The organism is Amycolatopsis sp. NPDC114484 (genome assembly GCF_055633755.1).
Window position 1 is genome coordinate 191441 of the sequence record NZ_JBVKDQ010000003.1, and the last position, 25106, is coordinate 216546.

General features: G+C 68.7%; 22 protein-coding genes. 8 read left to right on the forward strand and 14 right to left on the reverse strand.

What is annotated here, in order from left to right:
• Nucleotides 1-136 precede the first annotated feature (136 nt).
• Entirely contained in the window at nt 137-1747 is a 1611-nt protein-coding gene (locus ACZ7SW_RS10370; RefSeq protein ID WP_470230111.1) for a thiamine pyrophosphate-binding protein, read from the reverse strand.
• A gap of 74 nt (nt 1748-1821) precedes the next feature.
• On the opposite strand from ACZ7SW_RS10370, the gene ACZ7SW_RS10375 reads away from it, so the two are divergent.
• Both ACZ7SW_RS10375 and ACZ7SW_RS10380 read left to right on the forward strand, forming a co-directional pair.
• Nucleotides 1822-2973 carry a PucR family transcriptional regulator gene (locus tag ACZ7SW_RS10375; protein ID WP_470230112.1) on the forward strand — a complete coding sequence of 384 codons (1152 nt, stop codon included), beginning with the start codon at nt 1822-1824 and terminating at the stop codon, nt 2971-2973.
• A 55-nt stretch (nt 2974-3028) separates the two neighbouring features.
• Nucleotides 3029-4405 carry an aldehyde dehydrogenase family protein gene (locus ACZ7SW_RS10380; protein WP_470230113.1) on the forward strand — a complete coding sequence of 459 codons (1377 nt, stop codon included), beginning with the start codon at nt 3029-3031 and terminating at the stop codon, nt 4403-4405.
• A 59-nt stretch (nt 4406-4464) separates the two neighbouring features.
• Here ACZ7SW_RS10380 and ACZ7SW_RS10385 read toward each other — a convergent pair whose 3' ends face one another.
• The 10 genes from ACZ7SW_RS10385 to ACZ7SW_RS10430 form a co-directional block, all read right to left on the reverse strand.
• Nucleotides 4465-6075 (reverse strand): FAD-dependent monooxygenase, encoded by a 1611-nt coding sequence (locus ACZ7SW_RS10385; protein WP_470230114.1) that lies wholly within the window; start codon nt 6073-6075, stop codon nt 4465-4467.
• An 11-nt stretch (nt 6076-6086) separates the two neighbouring features.
• The gene (locus ACZ7SW_RS10390) at nt 6087-7049 is read right to left on the reverse strand and encodes a flavin reductase (protein WP_470230115.1); all 963 of its coding nucleotides are present in this window, start codon (nt 7047-7049) and stop codon (nt 6087-6089) included.
• Between the two features lie 5 nt (nt 7050-7054).
• Entirely contained in the window at nt 7055-7693 is a 639-nt protein-coding gene (locus ACZ7SW_RS10395; RefSeq protein ID WP_470230116.1) for a 4-carboxy-4-hydroxy-2-oxoadipate aldolase/oxaloacetate decarboxylase, read from the reverse strand.
• On the reverse strand, nt 7690-8337 hold the full coding sequence (locus ACZ7SW_RS10400) for an RraA family protein (protein WP_470230117.1): 648 nt from the start codon (nt 8335-8337) through the stop codon (nt 7690-7692). The genes ACZ7SW_RS10395 and ACZ7SW_RS10400 overlap by 4 nt, the downstream gene beginning before the upstream one ends.
• Nucleotides 8337-9005: an RraA family protein gene (locus tag ACZ7SW_RS10405; RefSeq protein ID WP_470230118.1), complete on the reverse strand. Its 669-nt coding sequence runs from the start codon at nt 9003-9005 to the stop codon at nt 8337-8339. The genes ACZ7SW_RS10400 and ACZ7SW_RS10405 overlap by 1 nt, the downstream gene beginning before the upstream one ends.
• A gap of 2 nt (nt 9006-9007) precedes the next feature.
• Nucleotides 9008-10024: a DODA-type extradiol aromatic ring-opening family dioxygenase gene (locus ACZ7SW_RS10410; protein ID WP_470230119.1), complete on the reverse strand. Its 1017-nt coding sequence runs from the start codon at nt 10022-10024 to the stop codon at nt 9008-9010.
• Nucleotides 10025-10035: 11 nt separating this feature from the next.
• On the reverse strand, nt 10036-11037 hold the full coding sequence (locus ACZ7SW_RS10415; RefSeq protein ID WP_470230120.1) for an amidohydrolase family protein: 1002 nt from the start codon (nt 11035-11037) through the stop codon (nt 10036-10038).
• Between the two features lie 18 nt (nt 11038-11055).
• Entirely contained in the window at nt 11056-12510 is a 1455-nt protein-coding gene (locus ACZ7SW_RS10420) for a 4-hydroxyphenylacetate 3-hydroxylase family protein (RefSeq protein WP_470230121.1), read from the reverse strand.
• A 151-nt stretch (nt 12511-12661) separates the two neighbouring features.
• Complete coding sequence (locus ACZ7SW_RS10425; protein ID WP_470230122.1) at nt 12662-14110, reverse strand: aldehyde dehydrogenase family protein; 1449 nt, start codon at nt 14108-14110, stop codon at nt 12662-12664.
• Nucleotides 14111-14233: 123 nt separating this feature from the next.
• Nucleotides 14234-15844, reverse strand: coding sequence for a thiamine pyrophosphate-binding protein (locus ACZ7SW_RS10430; protein WP_470230123.1), 1611 nt, complete (start codon nt 15842-15844; stop codon nt 14234-14236).
• A gap of 159 nt (nt 15845-16003) precedes the next feature.
• Here ACZ7SW_RS10430 and ACZ7SW_RS10435 point away from each other — a divergent pair, with 159 nt between their 5' ends.
• Complete coding sequence (locus ACZ7SW_RS10435) at nt 16004-16912, forward strand: SAM-dependent methyltransferase (RefSeq protein ID WP_470230124.1); 909 nt, start codon at nt 16004-16006, stop codon at nt 16910-16912.
• A gap of 364 nt (nt 16913-17276) precedes the next feature.
• The gene (locus tag ACZ7SW_RS10440; protein ID WP_470230125.1) at nt 17277-18971 is read left to right on the forward strand and encodes a bifunctional diguanylate cyclase/phosphodiesterase; all 1695 of its coding nucleotides are present in this window, start codon (nt 17277-17279) and stop codon (nt 18969-18971) included.
• Nucleotides 18972-19209: 238 nt separating this feature from the next.
• On the opposite strand, the gene ACZ7SW_RS10445 is transcribed toward ACZ7SW_RS10440, so the two are convergent.
• Nucleotides 19210-19608, reverse strand: a complete 399-nt coding sequence (locus ACZ7SW_RS10445) for a VOC family protein (RefSeq protein ID WP_470230126.1) — start codon at nt 19606-19608, stop codon at nt 19210-19212.
• 84 nt (nt 19609-19692) lie between these two features.
• Between ACZ7SW_RS10445 and ACZ7SW_RS10450 the strand changes: the two genes are divergently transcribed.
• On the forward strand, nt 19693-20691 hold the full coding sequence (locus ACZ7SW_RS10450; protein ID WP_470230127.1) for a helix-turn-helix transcriptional regulator: 999 nt from the start codon (nt 19693-19695) through the stop codon (nt 20689-20691).
• Here the strand turns inward: ACZ7SW_RS10450 and ACZ7SW_RS10455 are convergent.
• Entirely contained in the window at nt 20634-21053 is a 420-nt protein-coding gene (locus ACZ7SW_RS10455) for a MarR family winged helix-turn-helix transcriptional regulator (protein ID WP_470230128.1), read from the reverse strand. The genes ACZ7SW_RS10450 and ACZ7SW_RS10455 overlap by 58 nt on opposite strands.
• Nucleotides 21054-21120: 67 nt before the next feature.
• Here ACZ7SW_RS10455 and ACZ7SW_RS10460 point away from each other — a divergent pair, with 67 nt between their 5' ends.
• The 3 genes from ACZ7SW_RS10460 to ACZ7SW_RS10470 all read left to right on the forward strand — a co-directional run bounded on the left by ACZ7SW_RS10460 (nt 21121) and on the right by ACZ7SW_RS10470 (nt 23464).
• A complete protein-coding gene (locus tag ACZ7SW_RS10460; RefSeq protein WP_470230129.1) occupies nt 21121-21882 on the forward strand; it encodes an alpha/beta fold hydrolase in 762 nt (253 codons plus the stop codon).
• 47 nt (nt 21883-21929) lie between these two features.
• On the forward strand, nt 21930-22481 hold the full coding sequence (locus ACZ7SW_RS10465) for a cysteine hydrolase family protein (RefSeq protein ID WP_470230130.1): 552 nt from the start codon (nt 21930-21932) through the stop codon (nt 22479-22481).
• A 137-nt stretch (nt 22482-22618) separates the two neighbouring features.
• Complete coding sequence (locus ACZ7SW_RS10470) at nt 22619-23464, forward strand: SAM-dependent methyltransferase (RefSeq protein WP_470230131.1); 846 nt, start codon at nt 22619-22621, stop codon at nt 23462-23464.
• 112 nt (nt 23465-23576) lie between these two features.
• Here ACZ7SW_RS10470 and ACZ7SW_RS10475 read toward each other — a convergent pair whose 3' ends face one another.
• Entirely contained in the window at nt 23577-25103 is a 1527-nt protein-coding gene (locus ACZ7SW_RS10475; RefSeq protein ID WP_470230132.1) for an MFS transporter, read from the reverse strand.
• Between the last annotated feature and the right edge of the window lie 3 nt (nt 25104-25106).

A 25106-nucleotide genomic window follows, 5' to 3' on the forward strand; every position in this document is an offset into this window, starting at 1 on the left:
GGGGTGCTTGTCAAGGCATCTTTCCCGCCTTGACAAGCACCCCCGCGCCGTAGTCACAATCAACTTCGGGGTGCCCACCCACGAGGACCAAGCGCAACGTCGCCGCCAGGCGACGAGCCCCCACCCCCACCCACCATCAATGCTTCTCGTGAATCAACGGCCAAGGAGAAGGAAACACATCCACCGGCACCTTAACCACCGCAGGCCGCCCCGCCGCAATCGCCGCCCCCACCTCCTTCTCCACCGCCGCAGCGTCCTCAGCGACCGCGAAGTCCAACCCGAACGCCCGCGTCAGCAACCCGAAATCGGGATTCGTCAGATCAGACCCAATGAACCGGCCACCGTAACTATCCCGCTGGATCCGCCAAACATTCCCGAACCGCGAGTCCTCGAACAACACAGTCACCAACGGAATCCCATACTTCTTAGCCGTCGCGAACTCCTGCATGGACCACCCGATCCCCCCGTCCCCAGTCACCGCGACCACCGGCCGCCCACCCGACCCCACCGCAGCCCCGAGCGCAGTAGGCATCGCGTACCCGAGCGTCCCCTGATACCCAGGCCACACATAAGACCGCGGTGCCCGCACAGGAAAGCCATACGTCGAGACATACCCGATCTGCGTCAACTCATTGACGTAAACCCCATCCTCCGGCAACGCAGCACGGATCGCGTCGACGAACTCCATCTGCGGCCCAGCCTGCTTCCGAATCCGAGCTTCGCAATCCTCGCGCAGCCGAACCAATTCGGAGCCCCATGCAGCGCGAGGCGAGAGCCGCTCGACCAACGCCTCCAGCACAGCCACCGCGTCCGCATTAATCGCGAGATCCGGCCGCCGAGGCGAACGAAGGTCGGCCGCGTCGATGTTCACCAGCGCGAGCCGGGCATCGCCGATATTCAACTGCTGCCCAAACGGCGTCAAAAACCGGCTGCCGAACGAAACCACCAGATCCGCGGTGGACCGCAGTTCCCACAACGCGAACGCGGGCAACGCGTGCGGATCCCGAGCATCGATCGCCCCACGCCCGTTCTCGCTCATCACCACCGGCGCGTCCAGCAACTCGGCAAGCCGAGCCAACAGCTTGAACGCCCGAGGATCCCGCATCCCCCCGCCCACGTGGATCACTGGCCGCTCACTACCCGCCAGCAGTCGCGCGAGGTCGGCGACCTCCCGCTCCGGAGCCTCCGGTTCCCGCACCCCGAACGGCTCGCCCGGCTTGAGATCCGCGACCGCGTGGAGCAAATCCGGCCCCAGCTCCAACGCGACCGGACGCGGCCGTCCCGTGCGCATCTGCCGGAACCCTTCATGGACGAGATCCGGGATCTCCTCGACCCGCTTCGGCCGCGCGGACCACTTCGTCAGCCCCTGGACCGTGTCGGTCTGCCGCGGAATCTCGTGCAGCGCACCGAGCCCGGAGCCGACGAGCGGCGACGGGATCGTGCCGGCCAGCAGCATCACCTGCGAGGAGCAGGCGTATGCCGTTGCCATACCAGCTCCGGCGTTCAGCACACCAGGGCCGGGCACGACCATCGCCACGCCCGGCCGTCCGGACGCGCGGTAGTAGCCGTCGGCCATGTAGCTGGTCGCCTGCTCGTGCCGCGGGACGACCAGCTCCAACTCGTCGCGCTCGCGGTACATGCCGTCAGTGAGCCCGTCCAGCTGGACCCCGGGAATGCCGAAGACCGTGTCGACGCCCTCGCTGATGAGCGCCCTGGCGAGCGCGTCACCGCCTGTCATCTGTGCCATGCGGATCCCTCTCGTCAAATGTCTATAATGAATATAGATCAAATCTCCGGCAGCTGGCAACGGAAGAGGCGAGCATGACTCTCGAAGGACAGGTGCAGGCCTACGCCGACCGGCTCGGCCGGCCGGTCATCGTGTTCGACGTCGACTTCGCGGTGATCGCGTTCAGCGTGCACGACCAGGACGTCGACCACGCCCGGCTGGCGATCATCCTGTCCCACAAAGGATCTTCGCGCGCCCGGGAGTCCATTCGGGACTACCGGGTCGGCCAGGCGCAGGACCCGGTGCGGATTCCGCCGCTCGACGGCGGGCAGTCCCGGCTGGTCGCGCCGGTCCGGCACGAAAGACGGCTCGTCGGCTATCTGTCCTCGACGATCCCCGAGGACGATGACTCCGCCTACGCGGACGACGACGAGTTGCGCGACCGCCGCGCGCAGATCGGTTTGCTGCTGGCCGCTATGGCGCTGGGCAACCGGGAAGACGAGGACCGCGCGCGACGTCTGCTCGCCGCGCTCCTCGAAGGCAACGACGACCAGCGCGTCCGGGCCGCCGACGAACTGCTCGCGAGCGGCCTGCTCTCCCCCGTCCCGCACTACACGGCGATCTCGATCGCGACCCCGCCCCGAGCCGAGCCCAGCTCGGCAACGCTCCGGCTCGTGCTGGACCGGGCATTGTCGAGCATTCCCGTCTTCCCGACCCTGAAGGCGGTCGGCGCGGTGCTCGGCAGCGAAGCGATCTTGCTGGTGCCGTACGAGATCGACACCGAGCGGCTGTCGACCCTCCTTGCTCAGCCCGCCTTTTCGGGTCTGCACGCTGGGGTCGGCGGAGCGCACGCGCCACTGTCGGGCGTGCATCGCTCGCTGCGGGAAGCCCGGATCGCCTTGCGCGGCGGCGACACCGGCCGCGTCGTCCACTGGTCCGAGTTGGGATTGGACCGGCTGCTGCTGCAACTCCCGCTCGAGGACGTTGATATCTCAGATCTCCCCGATGCCGTACGACGGTTGCTCGACGCGCAGTCCGGGCCGGACCTCGCGCAGACCCTGGAGACCTATCTCGACTGCGGCTGCGACGCCCAGCGCACCGCGCTGACCCTGCACGTCCACCGCAGCACCCTTTACTACCGGCTGGATCGCGTGCGAGCAGTCGCCGACGTCGATCTCGCCGACGGGAAAGTGCGCCGGGAACTCCACACCGGACTGCGGATCGCGACGCTCGCCGGTCTTCGCTAGCCCCGCCGTCCTCAATTGACTATATTCAATGTGAACTTTTACGGAAGGGTCCCGCATGAACGCACTGCTGAGCACCGTCTCGGTCTCCGACGACCGCGGGCGGCCGATCCTGGACGCCGCGACCCGGGAAGTCGTCGGCCACGCCCCCGTGCACACGGTCGACCAGCTGAACACCGCAATCGCCGCTGCCGCAACGGCTCAGCCCGCGTGGGCCGCGCTGGGACACGCTGAACGTTCGCGGATCCTGCACGTCATCGCCGACGACATCGACGCCCACGCCGAAGAACTCGGCGAAATCATCACCGCTGAGCAAGGCAAAGCCGGCGGCGCCGGCGAGGCGCACGGTGCCGCGCACTGGCTCCGGGCTGCCGCGGACACTGTGCTCGAACCGCAGACGCTGCCAGACGGGGCGGAACAGCACTACGTCCCGCTCGGCGTCGTAGCGTCGATCGGCCCGTGGAACTTCCCGGTGATGATCGCGGTGTGGCACGTCGCGCCGGCGTTGCGCATGGGAAATACCGTGGTGCTCAAGCCTTCCGAGAACACTCCGCTGAGCGTGCTCGCCCTCGCGGAGATCTTCCGCCGTCACCTCCCCGCGGACGTGCTGACCGCGGTCTCCGGGGATCGCGAAGTCGGAGCCGCGCTGGCCGCGCATCCGCGGATCGCCAAGATCGTGTTCACCGGCTCGACCGCGACCGGCCGCCGGATCGTCGAAAGCTCGGCGGGCAACCTCGCGCGGCTCACCCTGGAACTGGGCGGAAACGACGCCGCGATCGTGCTTCCCGGCACGGACGTGGACGCCGTCGCGGACAAGCTGTTCTGGGCGGCTTTCATGAACACCGGCCAGGTGTGCGCCGCGCTCAAACGGCTTTACGTGCACGAGTCGATCTACGACGACGTCGTCTCCGCGCTGGCCGAACGCGCCGAGAAAGCACCGATGGGGCCGGGACAGGACAAGGCGAACCGGCTCGGGCCGGTGCAGAATCCCGCGCAGTTCGAGATCGTTTCCCGGCTGGTCGAAGAGGCCCGGGCGCGCGGTGCCCGGATCGTCACCGGTGGCATGCCGGCGACGGAACTCGGTCCGTTGTTCTACCGGCCGACGATCATCGCGGACGTCGAGGACGGTGCCGCGGTGGTCGACGAGGAGCAGTTCGGTCCGGTGCTGCCGGTGATCCGGTACGCCGAGGTGGACGACGCGGTGCGCCGGGCCAACGGCACTGACCAGGGATTGGGCGCTTCGGTGTGGGGTGCCGACGCCGACGAGGCAGCCGCGGTGGCGCAGCGGATGGAGGCGGGCACCGTGTGGATCAACCAGCACGGTGGCGTCGATCCGGCGATTCCGTTCGGTGGGATCAAGTCGTCCGGATACGGGCTGGAGTTCGGCGTGGAAGGCCTGAAGGCCATGGCAGCCAGCAAAATCATCCGCCGGTGAGACCAGTGAAGGCCTCCTTGAGGGATTTCCTCGAGGAGGCCTTCACCGTGGGCCGGGGGTCAAGCGCCGCGAAGCTTTTCCCACAAGTCGGCCGCGGCCGCCCGGTCGGGCGGAGCACCTCGCCAGACCACGGTCTGGTCCTGACGTACCAGCGTGATTGGGCAAAGATATTCATCCGGCAGCGCGTCGACTTCAACGACAGCCAGTGGGATACCTCGGTCTGCCGCTTCAACGGTCAACGCTGAGATATCAATCCCGCGTGTTGCAATCGCCGTGTAGCCAGCTGAAAAATGGTCATACAGCGAGGAGCCGTCCGCCAGCGTGAAGTGCGGGGCACGGCAACCCGGCACAGTGGACGGTGTGTAGCTGCCCATAGTGTAGCCAGGGGCTTCTTCGCCGTCGTAGGCGATGATCGGGGAATCGTGGTACGCGTAGCCGTAATTCAAGCCAGCAGCGGCGAACTGCGGCTCGTTCAACTCCCGTACCGCCGCGCCGAAAGCCGCGCGCGCGGCTTCACCGTCCAGGGTCTCGTCTTCCAGGGCGGCGGGGAGTCCCGGCCGGGCGAGCTTCCGCTGATGATTCATCGCGAAGTGCGACACCTGTTCGGTGATCGGCCGCCGCTCGGCTTCGTAGGCGTCCAGGATCCCTTCCTCGGCCCAACCGCCGAGATGCGCGCCGAGCAGCCACGTCAGGTTCAGCACGTCCGCGATGCCCGCGTTCATCCCGAATCCGGCGAACGGTACCCACAGGTGCGAAGCGTCTCCGGCGAGGAACACCCGCCGGTCGCGGAATCGGTCGGCGAGCAGACGGCGCGCAATCCAGTCCTCTTTGGACACGACGTCGTACTCGAACGCCTCGTCCACGCCCAGAATCGCGCGGATCGCCGCGTCCCGGTCGACGGCTTCCTCTTCCGAGGAAAGGTAGGTGTGTACGAGAAACGTTTCGCTGCCGTCGATCGCGTACACGTGCCCGACGCGACGCTCGTTGAACGTGTAATAGCCCCACGCTCGCGGTTCGTCGGCTGACATCAGCGAGTACAGCTTCGGCGCGCGGATGCAGGTGGACTGCACGTGCTGGAGCACCGGATCGCCGCTGAGCTTCGCGCCGATCTGCTTGCGCACCGCCGAACGGCCACCATCGGCACCGATGAAGTACCGAGCGCGGAGAGTCCGTTCGCCCGATCCATCAGACACTATTGCCGAGACGGACGAGGAGTCTTGCTCCACCGAATGGAATCGCGTGCGGTTGAGCAGCGTCACGCCAGGCGCAGTGGCGGCGTTCCGGGCGAGGATCGGTTCCAGGAAAGTCTGGTTGATCCGGTGCGGCGGCTCCGGCGTCGCCCAGCTCGTGTCGGGCCCGACGCGGGAGGTGTACCGGTCGCCGCTCGCCGGGATCGGGATGCGCGACAGTTCCTGTCCGGTCAGCGAGGTCCGGAACGCGACGTCCTGCGGATAGTCGCGCGGCAGCCCGGCCGCGCGCACCTCGGCCGCGATGCCGAGCCGGCGGAAGCTCTCCATGGTCCGCGAGGCGACGTGATTGCACTTGACGTTCGGCGGTTCGAGAAACTCCCGTTCCTCGACGACTATCACCGACACCCCGCGGCTGCTCAGGTCGAGCGCGGCGACGAGGCCGACCGGGCCTGCCCCGGCGATGAGGACGTCTGCGTCCATGGTTTCTCCGTTCAGCACGGCATTCCTTGCGCCACCACGCCAAGATGCTCGGTCATCAGCCGGCGGGCAGCATCCTCGTCGCGGTCCTCAATGGCCTGAAGGATGCGGCGGTGCGCATCGACGGCGCGGGTCGCCCGCTCGGCGTTGGTGTGCACGGCATACACGCTTTCCCGTGGACGATTCAAAGCACCGACCGACGCGGCGATCGCCGGGTTTCCGCTGAGCAAACCAAGCCGGGCGTGGAATTCCAGCGACAACGGGTTGTACCGGCTGGCCTCGTGGACGTGCTTCTCCGATTCCTCGACCAATGCCCGTAACTGCGCGACCTGGTCGTCGGCGGCGGCGCGCGCGGCGAGTGCGGCAGCGGCGGGTTCGACCGCGTGCTGCGCTTCCAGGAGCTGCTCAGTTCGCATGCCGTGCAAATGCAGTTGAATGGAAAGCGAATCGGCGATCCGGCCGATGTCCGCCTCGGCTTCTTCCACCGTGTTGAGTTCGCGGTACTCGCCGGACCAGTACAGCAGCGGATGCCCGGTCCCGCCGCCCGCGGAAACGACCTCGCCGACGAGGATGATGTGATCGCCGCCGCCGAGCATCGTATGCACGGTGCAGTCGAACCAGCTCAACGCGCCGGTGACCACCGGCGCGCCGGTAGCTTCGGTGTGCGTCTCGACCTCGTCGAATCGCTCTTTGCTCCGGCCGCGCCCACGGCGGGCGAAGCACGCGGACACATCCTGCTGATGGCGGCCGAGCACGTTGATCGCGAAGACCCCGCTCGCGCGGATCTCTTCGAGGATCGGGCTGTGCGAATTGATCGACACCGTCACCAAAAGCGGGTTCAGCGACAGGGAAACGAACGAGGTCGCGGTGATTCCGTAAAGGTGCCCGTCGAGTGCGGTCGTCACCACTGTGACACCGGAAGCGAATCGTCCGGCGGCCTGACGGAAGCTGTCGATCCGTTGCTGATCGGAGGTCATCGGGTTCACCTCGCTCCGTCCGGAACGCCGAGATGACGGAAGTCGTAGACGTCCAAAGTGGTCTCGCCGGACCGGAGTCGCTCCATAAAGGACTCCTCTTTCTCCGCGCGCGCACGGGACGCGGCCAAGACGCGGTCGTACTCGTCCGCCGGGAGCACGACGATCCCGTCCCGATCGGCCACCACGACGTCGCCGCGGCGAACCACCCTGCCGCGCAAGGTGATCGGACGGCCGACGGTCCCCGGCCAGTTCTTGATCGTGCCGCGAATCGAAATCGCCGTGCTGAACGCCGGGAACCCGAGCGACGCGAGCTGCTGAGTGTCTCGGACACCGCCGTCGATGACCAAGCCGCGAATGCCGCGCGCCTGCGCCGCGACCGCCATTACTTCGCCCCAGTATCCGAACGGAGCGCCACCGGCGTCGACTACGAGCACGTCACCGGGGTCAGCGGCCTCAATTCCGTGGTGCAACGCGAGGTTGTCGCCGACCTGCGCGGACACCGGCACCGCGCGGCCGACGATCTGCGCGCCGTCCCAGGCTGGCCGGAACGCGGCGTCCAGGAAACAGTCGAGGCCGGACGCCTCATACAGCGTGGCCGTGCCGAGCGTCAGCAGTTCCTTGGTGTCTTCGGCCAAAGTCGTCATGCTTCCGCCCGCTGCAGATCGTGGTAGCCGTACTTCGCGCGGGCTTCGGCGATCGTCGCGCCGCCGAGCGCAGCGGCGAGGATCGCTTCTTCGCGCGCCTGGATCATCTCGGCGACCTCCAGCACGTCGTCCTCGCAGTCGCGCGGGATCGCCACGACCCCGTCCGAGTCGCCCAGCAAGATGTCCCCGTGGCGGACTGTCACGCCCCCGATCGTCACCGGTCCGCGTTCCTCGGCCACCTCGACCCGATCCTTGCCGGTGCGCATGAAGCGACCGCGGCTGTAGATCGGGTAGCCGATGGACAAGGCGCGGTGCGTGTCGCGGCAGACACCTTCAATGACCGTGCCTGAGATACCACGCTGGTGCGCTACGGCGGTCAGGATGTCGCCCCAGACCGTGCAGTCGACGCGACCGTCGTTGTCGAGCACGATCACCTGACCTGGCTCGACCTGATCGATGAAATCGCCGACCGTGCCGGCCGGGACCTGCGCGCTGACATACCGCACGGTGAACGCGCGGCCGACCATGCGCTGTCCGTCCGCCAGCGGGGCGAGGCCGAGCAGGCTGCCCGGGCGCTTGAGCTTGTCGAGGGCGTCGGAGACCGTCGCGGTGCCGAGTCCGGCGAAGCGGTCGAGGAGAGACATCAGCGCTGCTCCACAGTGACTGAGGGGAATTGGGAATCGTGCATGACCTCTTGCACGTCACGGCCGGACCGGACCGCCTCCGCCATCCGGGCTTCGCGCTCGGCGATCCGCTGCGCGAGCTCGATGACGCGTTCGACGTCTCCAGCGGCGACGAAGACGACGCCGTTGACGTCCGCGAGCACGAAGTCGTGCGGGGCAACTGAGATACCAGCGATCTGGATACGCTCGTCCATCGCGGCCTGCACGATGCGCCCCCGCGCGCTGACCGGAACTGCCGTACGGGCGAACACCGGAAGCTTCAGCGCTTCGCTCTCCTGGACGTCGCGGCAGGCACCGTCCACGATCACGCCGGCCACGCCGCGCCGGACCGCGGCCTCGGCGAGCAAGCCGCCCCAGCAGGAGACGTCCGTGCGGCCGTGGTTGTCGATCACCACGACGTCGTCCGGCTCGGTGATCGCGACCAGCGGAGTCGCGATGTGCGTCGCCGGTCCAGCGGTCGCTTTGGGCGCGGCGGTGACGGTGCGCACCCGACCGGCCAGGACCGTGCCTGCGGGCCACATCGGCTTCAGTGCAGTGACGGCGCCAGGCAGGCCGAGCGTATCGAGTGCGTCAGAAACCGCGCAGCTGTCGAGGCCGCGCAACGCGGTGATGATCTCTTCGGGAGACATGGTCACTTCCGTTCCCAGGTAAGGAAACCCATCGCGTTGCCGGTGCCGGCCTCCGTGCGATAGCAAGGCTCGTAGTCCACGCTCGTCACGGCGAGACCGGCCTCGTCGGCGATCCCGGCGACCGCGATCCAGTTGCGCAGCTCCGAGGCGCCGGACCGCATCTCGGCGGCCGGGACTGTCGAGAGGTAGTCGGCGTCGTGGTCTCGCAGGGCCTGGATGAACTCCTGGTCCAGCTTCTCGTCGATCACGAAGTGGCTGAGCCCGCCCGAAGCGACGACGCCGACGCGCAGGTCACCGGGGAACGACTGGATCGCCCGGCCGACCGCGCGCCCGAAGTCGTAGCAGCGTTTGGCTCCCGGCGGATTCGGCTCCCAGAAGGTGTTGATGAAGACGGGCACCATCGGCAACGTCGATTCCTGGCCGAGGAATCGCTGGTAGATGAACCCGAAGCCGTGCGGGATGGTGTGGTTCCCGTACCGGCCGGCCGGGATGACCTCGGTGGCGCCGGTGTCGAAATCCTCGGCTTGGGTGGACTGGATGATGTGCTTGCCGAGCGCGCGGTGCGTGGGCCGCATGATCGTGCGGTCCGGGACGTCGCCGGTCGCGGCCTCGGCCAGGCCAGGGGCCATCGCGTCGAGCTGTGCCTGGGTGAACGGCACGTGCGCTACCTCGTCGCCCCAGAACACCGAGAACGGCGCGAGCCATTCGTCGCCGTAGGTTTCCTTGTGGTCGCTGGAAACGATCACGAGGACGTCGACGTCTTGCGACTTGATGAAGTCCGCGAGCCCGTCCATCGACCGCTGACAGCTTTCCCAGCGACGCGCCATCACCTCGGGGGTGATCTCTTGCGAAAAGTCCTCCCGCAGCTCGCGGAGTTCCTCGTAGCTGTACGTCTCGCCGCGGAACTTCAGCCCCTTGCCGGCGCGGTCCGCCGTGCCCCTGGTATCCCAGGCCTGGGGCGGTGGCGCCTTCAACTGCGGTCCGTGGGAGGTGCCGAACCCGGCGACGATCTCGGTCATGAGCTTCCCCCTCAGAGCTGGAAGAGCGCGCGGGCGTTGTTCTCGAGGACGTCGGCGCGTTCCTTGTCGCCGAGCCAGGCGATGTCGTCGATGAGCAGGTGGATGTCGTCGAACCAGCGGCCGGTCTCCGGGTCGATCTGCGAGCCGGTGCCCGGTTTCTCCGAGCCGAACAGCACCCGGTCGGTGCCGACGACCTTCATCAGCAGCTCCAGGCTGTCCTGGGTGTAGAGGCAGGAGTCGAAGTGCAGCCGGCGCAGTTTGTCCAGATAGGACACTCCGGTGCGCACGACCGACGGCAGGAACCGGCCCACCTGATAGGGAATCGCGCCGCCGCCGTGCGAGACGATCACCTTCAGGTCCGGGAAGTCCTTCAGCACCGTGGAGTTCACGAGACTCCACACCGCGACGGTTTCTTCCTGGATGAAATGCAGGCTGTACGGCTCGCGCGCGGGCGGCTTGCACCCGGCCGCGTGCAGCAGCACCGGGACGTCGAGTTCGCACAGCACCTCGTACACCGGATACCAGTACCGGTCGCCGAGGGCGAGCGGGGTTTCCGTGCCCTCGTACGGATCGGTGTTGAGCATCGCGCCGACGAAACCGAGTTCGGTCACCGTGCGGCGCAGCTCGGCCGTCCAGTCCCGGGGCGTCAGGTCCGGGCTCTGCGGGAGTCCGGCGACGCCCTTGAACCGGCCGGGGAACAGCTCGGTCGCGCGGTGGATGAGGTTGTTCGTCTCCTCGGTGAACCATTGCACGAGCTTGGCCGGCCGTTCGCTGTGCATCATCTGGAACGGGCGGGGCGAGATCATCTGCAGGTCGATCCCGGCGCCGTCGAGGTGCGCCAGATGGGAGATGTCACCGAAGCTCGGGTGCGCGTGGTGATACGCGGCGGCGAGCGCGTCGTCGCTGATGGCGGGCGGTTTGCCGCCGTGCGCGCCGCGGTGCGACAGCAGGGAGGCTTTCCAGGCGTAGTAGGCGTCCGGCGCGGACATGTGGCCGTGGACGTCGATGATCACGGGATGCTCCTTGCGGTGTCAGACGAGCGGCTTGCTGATGAGTTCGTCGACGCGCGCGTCCGTCGCCGACGTGTCGTAGAAGCGCAACAGCCGGGTGCGGCCCGCGCCGGGATCGCCGCGGTGCAGGTACTCGTAAAGTTCCTGGCGCATCCCGAAACTCGAGCCGGCGAGCTCCCAGCCGAGCCGGAACAGCCGCGCCTTCTCCGCCGCTCCGATGTCGTGGCCGCGCATGTAGAGGTCCAGGAACGGACGCAGCTCCGGATTCGCGAGATCGGCTTCGGTCGGCTGCATGATGAGGCCGGACGCGGCGACCTGGCGCAAGATCTGAACCATCCGCGCTGAGATATCAGCCGACCAGAAGCCGACGCCGTTGGTATTGCTCGGGGCGAGGTGCCCGCCCGGCGTCACGACGGCGTCGGCTTCGGCTCCCTTGATCGCCAGTTCGAGCGTCTGGACGTAGGAGATCAATTCGCCCAGCTGTTCCTGGATGCCGCGGAAGGTGTCCACGCCGATGGAGTGCGCGAGCTTCTTCGCGACGGAGGTGAAGAACTTCATCCGGGCGAGGAAGCGGATGTGGGTGCTCTGCAGGCTCCAGACGTTGATCCGGCCGAGGCCCTTGAGCGCGCGCAGGGAGTCGCCGAGCAGGAAGATGCGTTCGCGCGGCAGGAAAACGTCGTCGAAGAACAGCATCGCGTCCTGCTCGTCGTACCGGTTGCCGAGCGGGTGCGAATGGCCGCTCTCCGGTGCGCCGAGCGGTTCGCGGAGCAGGATCTTCAGCCCCGGCGTGCTCATCGGCAGCGCGAACCAGATGACGAAGTCTTCCGCGCCGCGTGCGGCGGTGACGCCGTTGAGATACACGAGCACTTCGTGCGAGAACGGCGCGAGCGTGGCGAGTTGCTTGGCCCCGCGCAGGATTACGCCGTCCTCGCGTTCTTCCACCACGCGCAGGGCGAGATCCGGATCGTCGAGCGGGCTCGCACTGCGGTCGATCTGCGGGTCGCCGAGGGCGTGCGTCAGGACGAGGTCGTTCTCCATCGCGAACCGGCGGTAATCCCGGGCGTTCTGGCCGAAACCTTCGCGGTTCTGGTCGAGTTCGCCCGCGTAATCGGCGAGACCCGCGGCCACATTCGACATGAAGTCGGGAGAACGGCCGAGCTGCCCGAGGCTTTCCCGCATCCACCATTCCGACGCCGCGAATTTGGCGCGCAATTCCTCCGGGGTCTTCGGCAGCGAAAACGCGTAACTGACCTCGTTGCCGGTCTCCTCGGACTTGAACAGGGTCGCCGCCCGCCCCTCGGGGGTGGCGAACCGCAGGTCCAGCAGCCGGGCGAACTCGTCGACGGTCGGCGTCAGCGCCGGGTGCTCCGCGACGTTCTCGATACGCTTGCCGTCGAGCCAGACCTCGCGGCCGTCGTCGAGGCTCTTTTTGTACTGCTCGCCGGTCAGCGCCCCGGTGGCACCGGAAATGTCCATGTACTCCGACTCCTTTGTCTGTGACGGGCCCGCACCGGGCGACGATTCGAAGCTACGGAAATCGCGGCTCGGGAGAATCGGTCCGCTGCGGGAATCTCCGCCGGGAGTGTCCGACACGGTGTCGGAAGGTCCGACGCGGTGTCGGAAACGCTCAGCGCTGGATCGTCGGAACCGTCACCCATTGCCAGTAGGTGAACTCGTCCAGGTTCCAGTGCCCGCCGTGCCGTCCGCCGTTGCCGGACGCTCCGAGGCCGCCCATCGGGATGTGCGCGGCGTCGTAGATGGTCTGGCCGTTGAGGGCGACCATCCCGGCGCGCAACCGCGAAGCGAAGCCGAGGGCGCGCGCGACGTCGCGGCTGTGAATCGCCGCGGACAGGCCGTATTCGGTGGCGTTGGCCAGTTCGAGCGCTTCTTCTTCGGTTGAGAAGCGGGTGACCGGAGCGACCGGGCCAAAGATCTCACTGCGGAAAGCTGCATTGTCAGCTGTTACACCGTCCAGGACGGTCGGTTGGTAGAACGCGCCGTCGTGGGCAGCCCCGTGTACGACCCGCGCACCATCGGCGACTGCGGCCTTGACGATGTCGTGCACCCGCTCGGCCTGCGAGGTCGTGATCAGCGGGCCAAGCGTCGTCCCGGGCGCCTTCGGGTCGCCGAGCCGCAGTTCCTCCGCCGCCGCTTTGAGCCGTTCGACGTACTCGTCGGCGATGCTTTCGTGGACGAGATGGCGTCCGGTGGCCATGCAGATCTGCCCTTGGTGCCGGAAGGTTCCGCCGACGCCGCCGGCCGCCGCGCGGTCGAGATCGGCGTCCGCCAGCACGATGAACGCGTTGTTGCCGCCGAGTTCGAGCACTACCCGCTTGAGCAGACCGCCCGCGATCTCGCCGACCCGGCGGCCCGCGGCGGACGAGCCGGTGAACGAGATCGCGTTCGTGTGCGGCGAACGCACCACAGCCTCGCCGGTTGCCGCGCCACCGGGCAGCACGTGCAGTACGTCGTCGGGCAGCCCGGCTTGCTCGAAGATGCGCGCGAGCACTGCGCCGCCGGAGAAGGCGGTCTTCACGTCCGGCTTGACCAGCACCGCATTGCCGAGTGCGATGGCCGGGGCGACCGAGCGCATGGCGAGCATCAACGGCGCGTTCCAGGGCGCGATCACCCCGACGACACCGACCGGGATCCGCCGCGCCAGGCCCAGCGTCGCCGGGTCTTCCACTGGCAGGAGATCGCCTTGCGACATCGTGACCAGCCCGGCCGCGGAGATCAGTTCGTCGATCGCTTTGTCGACCTCGTGCTTCGCCTTCGCGGGAAGCGAGCCGCTTTCGCGCACGAGCACGTCTTCGACGTCGGCGCGCATGTCGCGCAACGCGTCCGCGGCCCGGGTGAGAACGTCGGCCCGCACGCGGTACGACGCTCGGCTCCATTCGGCCTGCGCCTGTGCGGCGCGTATTCCGGCCCGCTCGACATCGTGCTGGTCAGCGATCCCGGCCAGCCCCACCTTTCCGCCGTCGCCCGGCGACACCACCGGTTGGGCGCCTCCCCCTCCGGTACGCCAACCGCCGGAGTAGATATGCCCGTCTGCCTCGCTGAGATCCCACCGGGCCATCGTCGTCGCCTGCCAATCCTGGTGCGGGTGCGGAGATCGCCGCGATGCTAGGTCGGCGCGAGCCCTCGCTTCATCGCCTCGGCGACGCAAATCCCGCGCCATCGACTGGACACGGTGTCGGAATCACTGCCACAGCTGGTCGTTCACGCGGACCTCGATCAGCCTGGGGCCGTCCTCCGGCCCTGGGTCCTCAGCGAGCGCGGCGCGCAGCCCGGCGGCGTCGTCGACCGTCGTCGCCTTGATGCCGAACGCCATCGCCAACGCTGATATCTCAACGCCGCTGATGTCGGTGAGCGGGTACTCCCCTCGCTCCCCTCCACTTTTCTTCAGACCGGCGACCACCGCTTGGTACTTTCCGTTGTTCACCACGAGATATGTCACCGGCAGCCGGTGACGTACCACGGTCCAGAACGCGGGCACGCCGAACTGGACGACGCCGTCGCCGACCACCGCGAGCACCCGCTCGCGCCGCGCCATCGCCACGCCCGCCGCGGCGCCCATTCCCCAGCCGAGCGAGCCGCTCGCGGTGGCGAACAGCGAATCCGCCCGCGTGCGCTGGAGAAAACGCAGCAACGGCAATGTCGAGGTGACCGCGTCGAGGACCAGCAGACGCTCCCCGCCGACGACGTCCGCGAGGGTTCGCATCGCCAGCGCAGCACTGAATTCGCCATCCCACGGAACTTCGGCCGCCCAACGGGCCTGTCGGTCCTCGCTGTCCTTCCGCACCCGGGCAAGCCATTCGTTCCGAGAAGGCGCGCGGACCGCTTCGGCCAGGCCGCGCAGCACCGCAGCGGTGTCGCCCACAACCGCCCCGGCTGGCACGTACCGGCGACCAGGCTCGGCAGCGTCTTCGGAGAGGTGCAAGATCGGGACTCCGGGCGGAAGCGCCGCGACCTCGGCCGAGAATTCCAGCGGCGTCGGCATCCCCGCCAGCACCAGCAGATCGGCGTCCGCCAGCAGCGGCGCGCGGGGCTCGAACAATCCGGCGTAGAGCGGATGATCCGTGCGGAACGACCATCGTTCGAGATCCCGCCGGGACTCCACGAACACCGGCGCGCCGAGTCGCTCGGCCAACCGTGCCAAGTCCGGCTCGGCCCGGCGACGGGCGACGTCCGAACCCGCGACGACCACCGGTCGCCGCGCCGCGTCGAGCAGGGCGCTCGCGTGCCGAACCGCTTCCGCGGCCGGGCCCTGCCGCGCACCCCAGCGGACCGGAGGAGCGACGCGGGGTTCCGCGGACAGATGGTCCTGCGGGATCGTGAGAATCGCCGGTTGTTCCGGAACGACGGTGGTATGCCACAGCGTCCGGCTGAGATCTTCCAGCAAGTCTTCGGCGCGGAGGTTCTGCCAGGCATGACCCACATACGGCGCGGCCGTTTCGAGCAACCGCGGCGAAGTCGTCAACGCGCGGTGCGGGAGGGTCGCCGTCCCTTTGATGCCAGCGAGAATCGCGACGCTGCTGCGCGCGACCTGCGCCGCGTACAGATGCGCCAGGCCATTCGCGACCCCGACGTTCGTATGCAGGTAGGCGACGCCGATCCGGCCGGAGGCACGCGCGTAGCCGTCGGCCATGGACACCGAGATCGCCTCGTGCGTGGTCAGCACGAACTCGGGGCCGCCTCGCCGGGCAGCCAGAGCTTCGAGCACTGGTATCTCACTGGTGCCGGGACAGCAGAAAACGTGCTCGACTCCCCACTGCGCCAAGGTTTCCAGCAACCGCGCGGCAGCCGTCATGTCGCCTCCTCACCGCCTCGACGGCCCCGCACGTTACGCAGCACTCCGAGCCGGGCGCTCCGACGCGGTGCCGGAAGAAACCTGGCGAACTGTGCGACACGGTGTCGAGATCGGGAGTAGGTTGCGGTCTCGGCACCCGGCGAAAGACAAGGCGGCACAATGACTTCTGCCCGGCACGACGGAGACACCTGGGACCTGGCGTCCAGCGTCGGCGCGACCGCGACCATGGCCGCGGCGGCGAGGGCGATCGCGACCCGCGAGGACGGCACACTGTTCTCGGACCGGTTCGCCGAACCGCTCGTCCAGGCAGTCGGCGTCGACCTGCTCGCCAAGCTGGCCTCCGGCGAGACCGCCTCCGGCGACCTCGTCGGGCAGGTCTGGATCGACGCGGCCAAGATCCGCGGCAAGTTCTACGACGAGTTCTTCCTCGACGCGGCGGGCGCGGGCATCACCCAGGCCGTGATCCTGGCGTCCGGATTGGACTCCCGCTCCTACCGGCTGCCCTGGCCGGACGGAACCGTGGTGTACGAGATCGACCAGGAGCCGGTGGTCGAGTTCAAGGCCCGCACCCTGGCCGAACTGGGCGCCGAGCCCACCGCCGAGCGGCGAGCGGTCGCCGTCGACCTGCGCGACGACTGGCCCGCCGCACTGCGCGCCGCCGGTTTCGACCCGGCCCGGCCGACCGCGTGGAGCGCCGAGGGACTGCTGGGATATCTGCCGCCCGAAGCCCAGGACCGGTTGCTGGACACCATCACCGAACTCAGCGCGCCGGGAAGCCGGGTCGCCACCGAGAACCGGCCCAACCCTCGTCCCGGCGACGAGGACAAGACGAAGGAACGCCTCGACCGCATCTCCGAGCAATGGCGCGGCGAGGGGTTCGACACCGACATGACGAGGCTGCGCTACTTCGGCGAGCGCAACGAAGCGGCTCCCTACCTGACCAGCCTCGGCTGGGCGGTGCACGGATGCACCGTCCGGGAACTGCTCACCGCCAACGGCCTTCCGCCGCTTCAGGACGACGATCTGCGCATGGGCGACCTTCGGTACATCACCGGCACATGGGGCTAGCGCCTCGACGGGGCCGCCGGGGTCGGGACGCGGGTTAACGGTCCGTGAAGGGCCACCTGAGGGAATCTGATTCCCTCAGGGGGCGCTTCACGGACCTGACGACACGGCTGTTCGGAAGGCACGCCGCATCCTCCTCGTCTCGGGCGCATCGACAGTGGCCAAGCCATCACGCCTGGTCACGCCCGCTTCGTAGCCGAGTTGTGATGGTCATCACGAGCCATACCGCGGGTTTGCCCCTCGCCGCCGCGAATCCCGAGCACAGCACCCGATCCCGAAGAGTTTTCCGGTTCGGCCGCCGCCCGGGAAGGTCAACGGGAGATAACGGTTTCATGGAGATCCGTGCGTTCCAGGCGAGGATTTGCGGGTGCTCGCCCCCGCCGACCAGGCCCGATTCGCCTTCGAGCCGCTGTACAGCCTCTACAGCGGCTCGGCCGTCGCAGTCGAAGCGGTCGGGCATCCCGCGGCGGGCTGGGTCCAGGACCTCCTCGACGCGGCGGGCGACCACGCCCAGCTGATCGACGCCGACCTCGACCTCGCCGCCCGCGCGGCCGCGGCTGCCCCGCAGGCCGCGGCCGGGGTATCGCTGCATCTCAACCTGAGCGCCAGCGCCGCCGGCGCGCCCGCCGAGCGGTTCATTCCGCTGCTGCAGACCCTGGAACGCACGGGCCGCCGTCCCGCCGACGTCGTGCTGGAGGTCACCGCGCCGCTCGCCGTCCCGAATCCGGGAACTCTGCTGCGGGGCCTGCACCGGCTCCGCGACCTCGGCTTCCGGCTGGCCTTCGACCGGCTCGGCGCCGCGGGGCTGCCGATGAACCTCCTCGCCGAAGCGCCGATCGAGATGATCAAGCTGGATCGCGCGACGCTGCGCCGGCTCCCGGCGAACGCGGCGACCGTCGCGCTCGTCGAGGCGCTGGTGCAGTTCGCCGCCCAAACCGATCTGCGGCTCGTCGCGACGGGAATCGAGAACGACGCGGAACTCGACGTCGCGCGGCGCGCCGGAATCCGTCTCGTGCAAGGGAATCTGTTCGCCACCGCCGCCCCCGAACGCGTGCTGCCCACCGCCGAACGGGGCGACCAGCCGGGCACCATGGCGGTCTCGCCCGCCGCCGGACTGCGGATCCCCGAATTCCTCCGGCAGGCCAAAACCCTGCCGGACGACGCGACGTGCGACGACGTCCACGCGATCCTGTCCGCCGAACACGCACCGAAGGCCATCGTCGGGCTCGACCAGCAGGCACGTCCACAGTGGACGATCGACCGGATGCGCTTCCTGCTGGCGGTGACCGGCCGCTACGGGCACGCGCTGTACTCCGGGAAGCCCGCCGCGAAACTGGCCGGCCCGCCGCGGCTCGTCCGGATCGACACCGGCACCCGCGAACTGCTCGAGATCATCGCCGACGGCGGAGCCGAGCACAGCGGCGACGACCTCGTCGTGACGGACGCGTCCGGCCGGTACCAGGGCGTCGTGCGGCCGAACGAGGTGATGCGCCGGATGGCCGCGGTGAAGGTCGAGGCCGCGGTCGCGCTCAACCCGCTCACCCGGCTGCCCGGCAGCGACGCGATCGCACAGGACGTCGCCCGCCGCGCGGCCGCCGGACGGCCGTTTGTCGTGGCCTGGCTGGACATCGACCAGTTCAAACGGCTCAACGACACCGCCGGGTTCGCCGCGGGCGACGACCTCATCCGCGCCATCGGCCGGGCACTGACCGACCACGCCCGGCGGCTCGGCGACGTCACCGTCGGCCACGTCGGCGGCGACGATTTCCTGGTCGTCTGCGGCATCGAGGACATCACCTCGCTCGCCGACGCCGTCCTCGGCCACGGCTGGTCCGCCGACGGCGTGCCGGTCACGCTCTCCCTGGCGAGCCTCGTCCAGACCGGCGCTTCAGCGGGTTCGTACCGCGAAAGCGCGCGGCTGCTGGCACCGCTGAAGAAGCAGGCCAAGGGGATTCCCGGGTCGAGCTGGGTGAACAGCTGGCCTGGCGCCGGGCGGGCGCAGATTCTTCGTGGCGGCAAGGAAACGAACGGCCAGTCGCCGATGCTGCTGTCCCGGCAATAGTCGGCGCTCCGGCAGTTCGTCCGCCGCCAACTCCGTGTCCGCCAACTCGCCCCCCACCGAGAAATCTCCCCGATTTCTGGACTGAGCGATCCGATCCCGCACACCGCGGTCACGCCCGCGTCCCGGAACGGCTCGGCCAGCGCCTTGACCACCTCGGCGAACGTCGACCCGTCCCGGAAAACCGGCCAGAATCGCCACCTGGCGCGCCGCCCAAGGGTCGCGCGGCGCGATCTCCCCATCACCTCGCGAACCGAGCCCGCGCCTCCTCGGTCCGCGGTGCGAACAAGTTCACCAAATTGCCGTCCGGATCGCGGAACAGCAGCGAACGGTTGCCCCACGGCATCGTCGTCGGCTCCTGCACGACCTCCGCTAGCAGCGGCCGGAGCCGGGCGTACTCCCGGTCCACGTCCGCGACCTGGAACTCCAGGATGACGGTCCGGTTCGACTCCGGCACCGCCGCACCCGCGCTGAACAGCGCCATCGTCTCGGCGCTGCCGATCGCCAAGGTCGCGGTCTCGCCGGCGAACTCGGCGAACTGTTTCGCCGGGCGGCTCGCCACGAGGCCGGTCACCTGCTCGTAGAAGGACGTCAGACGGTCGATGTCACCGGTGATGATCCGGACGGAAGTCAACTGCACGGCCCAATTCCTCTCTGGTTGCTTGGTGGCCACGCTAAAACCAATAGTGGACAGGATCCGCCCGGTATTGCGAGAATTCTCCGCATGACCCGGCCGATCGCCCGCGTGCTGGCGCTGCTGGAGATCCTCCAGGGCGGCGGCACCCGGACCGTCGCCGAACTCGCCGGGCGGCTCGACGTGGACGAGCGCACTGTCCGCCGTTACGTCGAGCACCTGCTCGACCTCGACATTCCGGTCCGCTCCGTGCGCGGTCGCTACGGCGGGTACCGGCTCGCCCCCGGCTATCGGATGCCGCCGCTGATGCTCACTGACGAGGAGGCGCTCGCGGTCCTGCTCGGCCTGGTCGCGGGCCGGCGCGCGGGGCTGGTCACCACGTCGGTCGCGGCTGCGGAAAGTGCCGTCGCGAAGGTCCGCCGGGTACTGCCCGAGGCGCTCGGCCGTCGGCTCGACGCGCTGCTGGAGGTCGCCGACTTCACCGCGCCCGCGCGGGCCGCGCTCACCGCCGAGGCCGAAGTGCTGCTCGCGGTCGCCGAGGCAGCGCGCGACCAGCGGCCGATCAAACTCGCCTACACCGCGGCACACGGACGAAGCAGCGAACGCGTCGTCGAGCCGTACGGTGTCGTGGCACATTCCGGCCGTTGGTATCTCACTGGCTTCGACTCAAGTGCCGGGCAGGTGCGCACGTTCCGCGTCGACCGGATCGAACGGGTCGAACCGCAGGACGGAACCTTCAGCACCCCAACGGATTTCGACCCCATGCGGCAGGTGCTCACCAGCATCGCCGAAGCACCGCACCGGCACGACGTTTCGGTGCGGATCGGCGCGACCGCGGAGGAGATCCGTGCGGTGTTCCCGCCCTCTATCGCCGTCCTGGAGGCGGACGGCCCGTGGACGCGGGCGCGGATCCGGGCCGAACGCCTCGACTGGATCCCGCCGCGGCTCGCCGCGCTGGACCGGCCGTTCGTCATCGAGCAGCCGGATGCTCTCCGCGACCAGATGCGCGCTCTCGCCGACCGGCTGGCCAGTTACGCCGGATCCGGCTCCAGCGCGACATCCAGCAACGCGCCCAGCTCATTCAGCTGAGCCGCCGAAAGCCGGCTGAACGACTTCTTCACCACCGCGTCCGCGAGTTCCTGCCCAGCCGTCCGCAGCTCGGCGCCCTTCTCCGTCAGCCGATGCCGTACCGCGCGACCAGGACCCGGCACCCGCTCGATCAGGCCGCGGTCGACCATCCGCGCGGCCAGCGTGCCGAAGGACTGGTCGGTCTGGAAGGTCAGCACGGCGAGGTCGTGCAGCGACGCCTCCGGGTGATTGTCCAAGTGGCGCAAGGTGTCCCACTGCACCAGCGACAGGCCGAGCGGCTGCAGCGCCTGGCTCAGCGCGCGGTGGTGGCGGTGCTGCAGGCGCTTGACGGCCAGTGCGACGTCGGTGTGGCGGTACCTCATGACCGGGGAGCCTACCCCGTTTCACCACAGGTTGCTTATCTAAACTTCCTTATATAAGGTTCCTGATATGACTCCCTCCCAGCCCCTCCGGTTCACCTCCGCCGGCCCGGTCGAGATCACCGTCCAGGACCACGACCGCACCCAGACGTTCCTGCTGCTGCACGGCGGAGGCGGCGTCGCGACGATGGCCGGTTTCGCCGACCTGCTGGCCGAACGCACACGCTCGCGAGTGCTGCTCCCCACCCACCCCGGCTTCAACGGCACGCCGAAAGCCGCCGGGCTCACCGACGTCACCGCGCTGGCCAAGGCATACGTCGCGCTGCTCGACCACCTCGACGTCTCGAACGTCACCGTGGTGGGCAACTCCTTCGGCGGCTGGCTGGCCGCGGAAATCGCCCTGCTGCACAGCCCGCGGGTCAGCCGCGCGGTGGTCGTCGACGGCATCGGCATCGAGGTCGACGGCCATCCACTGGCCGACGTCCGAGGCAAGACGGTCGCCGAAATCCAGCAGTTCTCTTTCCACGACCCGACAAAGGCACCGACCCCGCCGGCCGGCAGCAGCGGTCCGAGCCCGGACGTCGCGGCACTGGTGGGCTACACCGGCCCGGCGATGACCGACCCGACCCTCGCCGAACGGCTGGGCAACGCCAAGATCCCCGTCCACGTCCTGTGGGGCGAAAGCGACCGCATCGCCGACCCGCGGTACGGCGAGGCCTACGCCGCCGCGATCCCGGGTTCGACGTTCACCGTGCTTCCTCGCACGGGGCATTTGCCGCAGGTCGAAACTCCGGAGGAACTGCTCGGCGCACTGCTCGCCTTCGACGCCTGACCGCGCCTCCGGGTTAAATAGCGGCTACTGCGCAAAGGGGGATTCTCATGACCACCGCACTGATCGTCGGCGACATCCAGCGGGGCGTCACCGACGGCTACCCGTTCGCCCGTCAGGTCGTGCCGCCGCTCACCGACTTGCTGCCGCGGGCCCGCGAAACCGGCGTACTTGTCGTATTCGTGCGTTTCGCCATGCGGGACAACGAAACCGACCTGCCGGACGGCGCGCTGTACCGCTCCTTTTTCGACGCCGGAGACGCTTTCCACGAAGGCTCGCCGGGCACTGAACTGACGCTGCCGGTCGCCGAAGAGGACGTCGTCGTCCTGAAGCGCCGGGCCAGCGCGTTCGCCGGAACGGATCTCGATCTGGTCCTGCGTGCCCGGGGCATCCGCGACGTCGCGATCGCCGGGGTCGCGACCAGCGCGATGGTCACCGCGACGTGCTACGACGCGGCGGACCGCGGCTACCAGGTGACCGTGCTGCGCGACGGATGCGCCGACAGCGACCAGGCTGTCAGCGATTTCCTGCTGGACAGGGTGTTCCCCAGCCGGGGATTCGAGGTCCGGTCCTGTGCGCAGTGGCGCGGAGGGACTGCCTGAGCGCGAGGTCTCCGCTGGTCAGCGCACTGAAACAAGCCTGTCCGGCATCCCGGTGCCACCGGTTTCGCGACCTCCCCGAAGTCCGCTACTCTCAGTACGGCATCTATCACCGTGTCAGCACGCGGGAGGTACGCGTCGTGGCCGACGCAGTCAGCGCACCGCCGGGGGTCAACCCGAACCAGTCGAGCGCGGCCCGCGTTTACGACTATCTCCTGGGCGGGAAAGACAATTACGAGATCGACCGGCAGGTCGCCAGGGAAGCCGCCCGGGTGATGCCGGACATCGCGGAGACCGCGCGGGTCAACCGGCATCTGATGACCCGGATCTGCCGGTTCCTCGCCTACCACGCGGGCGTCCGCCAGTACATCGACTGCGGGTCCGGCATGCCGACCGCGGAGAACGTGCACCAGATCGTGCAGCGCGCGGATTCGAGCGCGAAGGTGGTCTACGTCGACTACGACCCGGTGGTGGCCAGCCACGGACGGGCGCTGCTCGACGAGAACGAGTTCACCGAATACATCCAGGCGGATTTCTTCGACCCGCCGAGCATTCTCGACCACCCGACGGTCACCGAGCACCTCGACTGGGACCAGCCGATCGCGGTGCTGTTCCTGCTCGCCCTGCACCACCAGACCGGCGACCGCGAGATCCCGGCGAAGGTGACGAAGAAATTCATCGACCGGCTCCCGTCCGGTTCGTACGTGGCGATCTCGCACTTGCTCGACGCGCACGACGGCTCCGAGGACGACGAAGCGGTGCGGGGCATCATCGAGTCCATCCACAACGGCTCGATGAAGGACGTCTCGTCCCGCACCCGCGCGGAGATCAAGGCGCTGTTCCACGACATGGAGCTGATCCCGAGCGGACCGAACAAGCCAGCGGAGATCGTGCCGGTGGTCGAATGGTGGCCGGACGGTCCGCTGCTGGGCGACCCGACGGTGGCGCAGCGGATCGTGGCGGTCGGGGTCGCGCGGAAACCCTGACCGCGCAACAGGTTTGCCTTGCGGGCCGGTGCTCGAGCTTCTGGCTCAGGAGCACCGGCCCGCTGTCGTGACGATGGCGCGGCACCGGGGGAAAGCCCGGCCGCACAACAGGTTACGACGCGACCGGCACCGGCTCCGCGACCCGCGCCGACGCCGGGGAACGCCGCAGCGCGACCATCCCGACCACCGCGAACACCACCACGATCGCCGCCCCGATCCCGGCCACCGTGTGCAGTCCCGAAGTGAACGCGTCCCGCGCGGTGGCCAGCAACTGCTCCCCCGTCGCGCCGGGCAGCGTCGCCGACGCCTCCATCGCACCGGCCATGCTGTCGGTCGCCTGGGCGGCCGCCGCGGCGGGCACGTGTGCCGGGACTGCGATCTGGCCCCGGTACACCGCCGTCGCGACGCTGCCGAACACCGCGATCCCCATGGCGATCCCGAATTCCGCGCTGGTCTCCGACATCGCCGAAGCCGCGCCGGCACGCCGCGGCGGGACCGAGCCCACCACCATTTCGGTGCACAGCACGCCCTGCGGCCCCATCCCGAAGCTGGCGATCGACATGCCCAGCACCACGAACGGCACGCCGCCGGGCCCGCTGGCCAAGGTGAACAACAGGATTCCGCCCGCCGCGACCAGCATTCCGAAGCCCAGCACGAATTCCGGACGGAACCGGCGCGCCAGCCGCGGCGCGATCAGCGACCCGGCGACCACCGCGAGCGCCTGCGGAACCAGCGACAGCCCGGCGTCGACCGTGCTCAGCCCGGCGACCATCTGCAGATACTGGCTGACCAGCATGAAAACCCCGCCCATGGTGACCGCTCCGACGAGCATGATCGCCACCGCCGCGCTGAACGCGCGCACCCGGAACAGCTGCAGGTCCAGCAGCGGGTGCTCCAGCCGCTGCTGCCGCCGGACGAACACCGTGCCGATCGCGAGACCCGCGGCGAGCACGACGATTTCGGTCAGGGACAGGCCGTTCTTGGCGATTTCCTTGAGCGCGTAGATGACCGGCAGGATCGCGGCGAGCGACAGGCCGACGCTGACGAGGTCAAGGCGTCCGGATGAGGTGTCGCGGTATTCCGGAAGCAGCTTCGGCGCGGTCGCGAGCAGCAGGATCATCACCGGCACGCCCATCAGGAACACCGAACCCCAGCGGAAATGCTCGAGCAGGAACCCTCCGGCGACCGGGCCGGCCACCATGCCGCCCATGAAACAGCTCATCCACACCGCGATCGCGGTGCCGCGCTGTTTGGGGTTCTGGAACATGTTGCTGATCAACGCGAGCGTCGAGGGCATCAGCGTCGCCCCGGCGATCCCGAGCACCGCCCGCGCGGCGATCAGCATCTCCGGACTGGTCGAGAACGCCGCCGCGACCGACGCGAGGCCGAACGCGCCGCCGCCGATCATCAGCAGCTTCCGCCTGCCGATCCGGTCGCCGAGGGTGCCCATCGTGACGAGGAACCCGGCGATCATGAAGCCGTAGATGTCGATGATCCACAGCAATTGCGTGGCCGAGGGCCGCAGCTCCGCGGCGAGGTGCGGAACCGCGAGGTGCAGCACGCTCATGTCCAGCGACAACAGCACGGTCGGCAGGGCCAGCACCGCCAGGCCCAGCCATTCGCGTCGTCCTGCACTCATTTC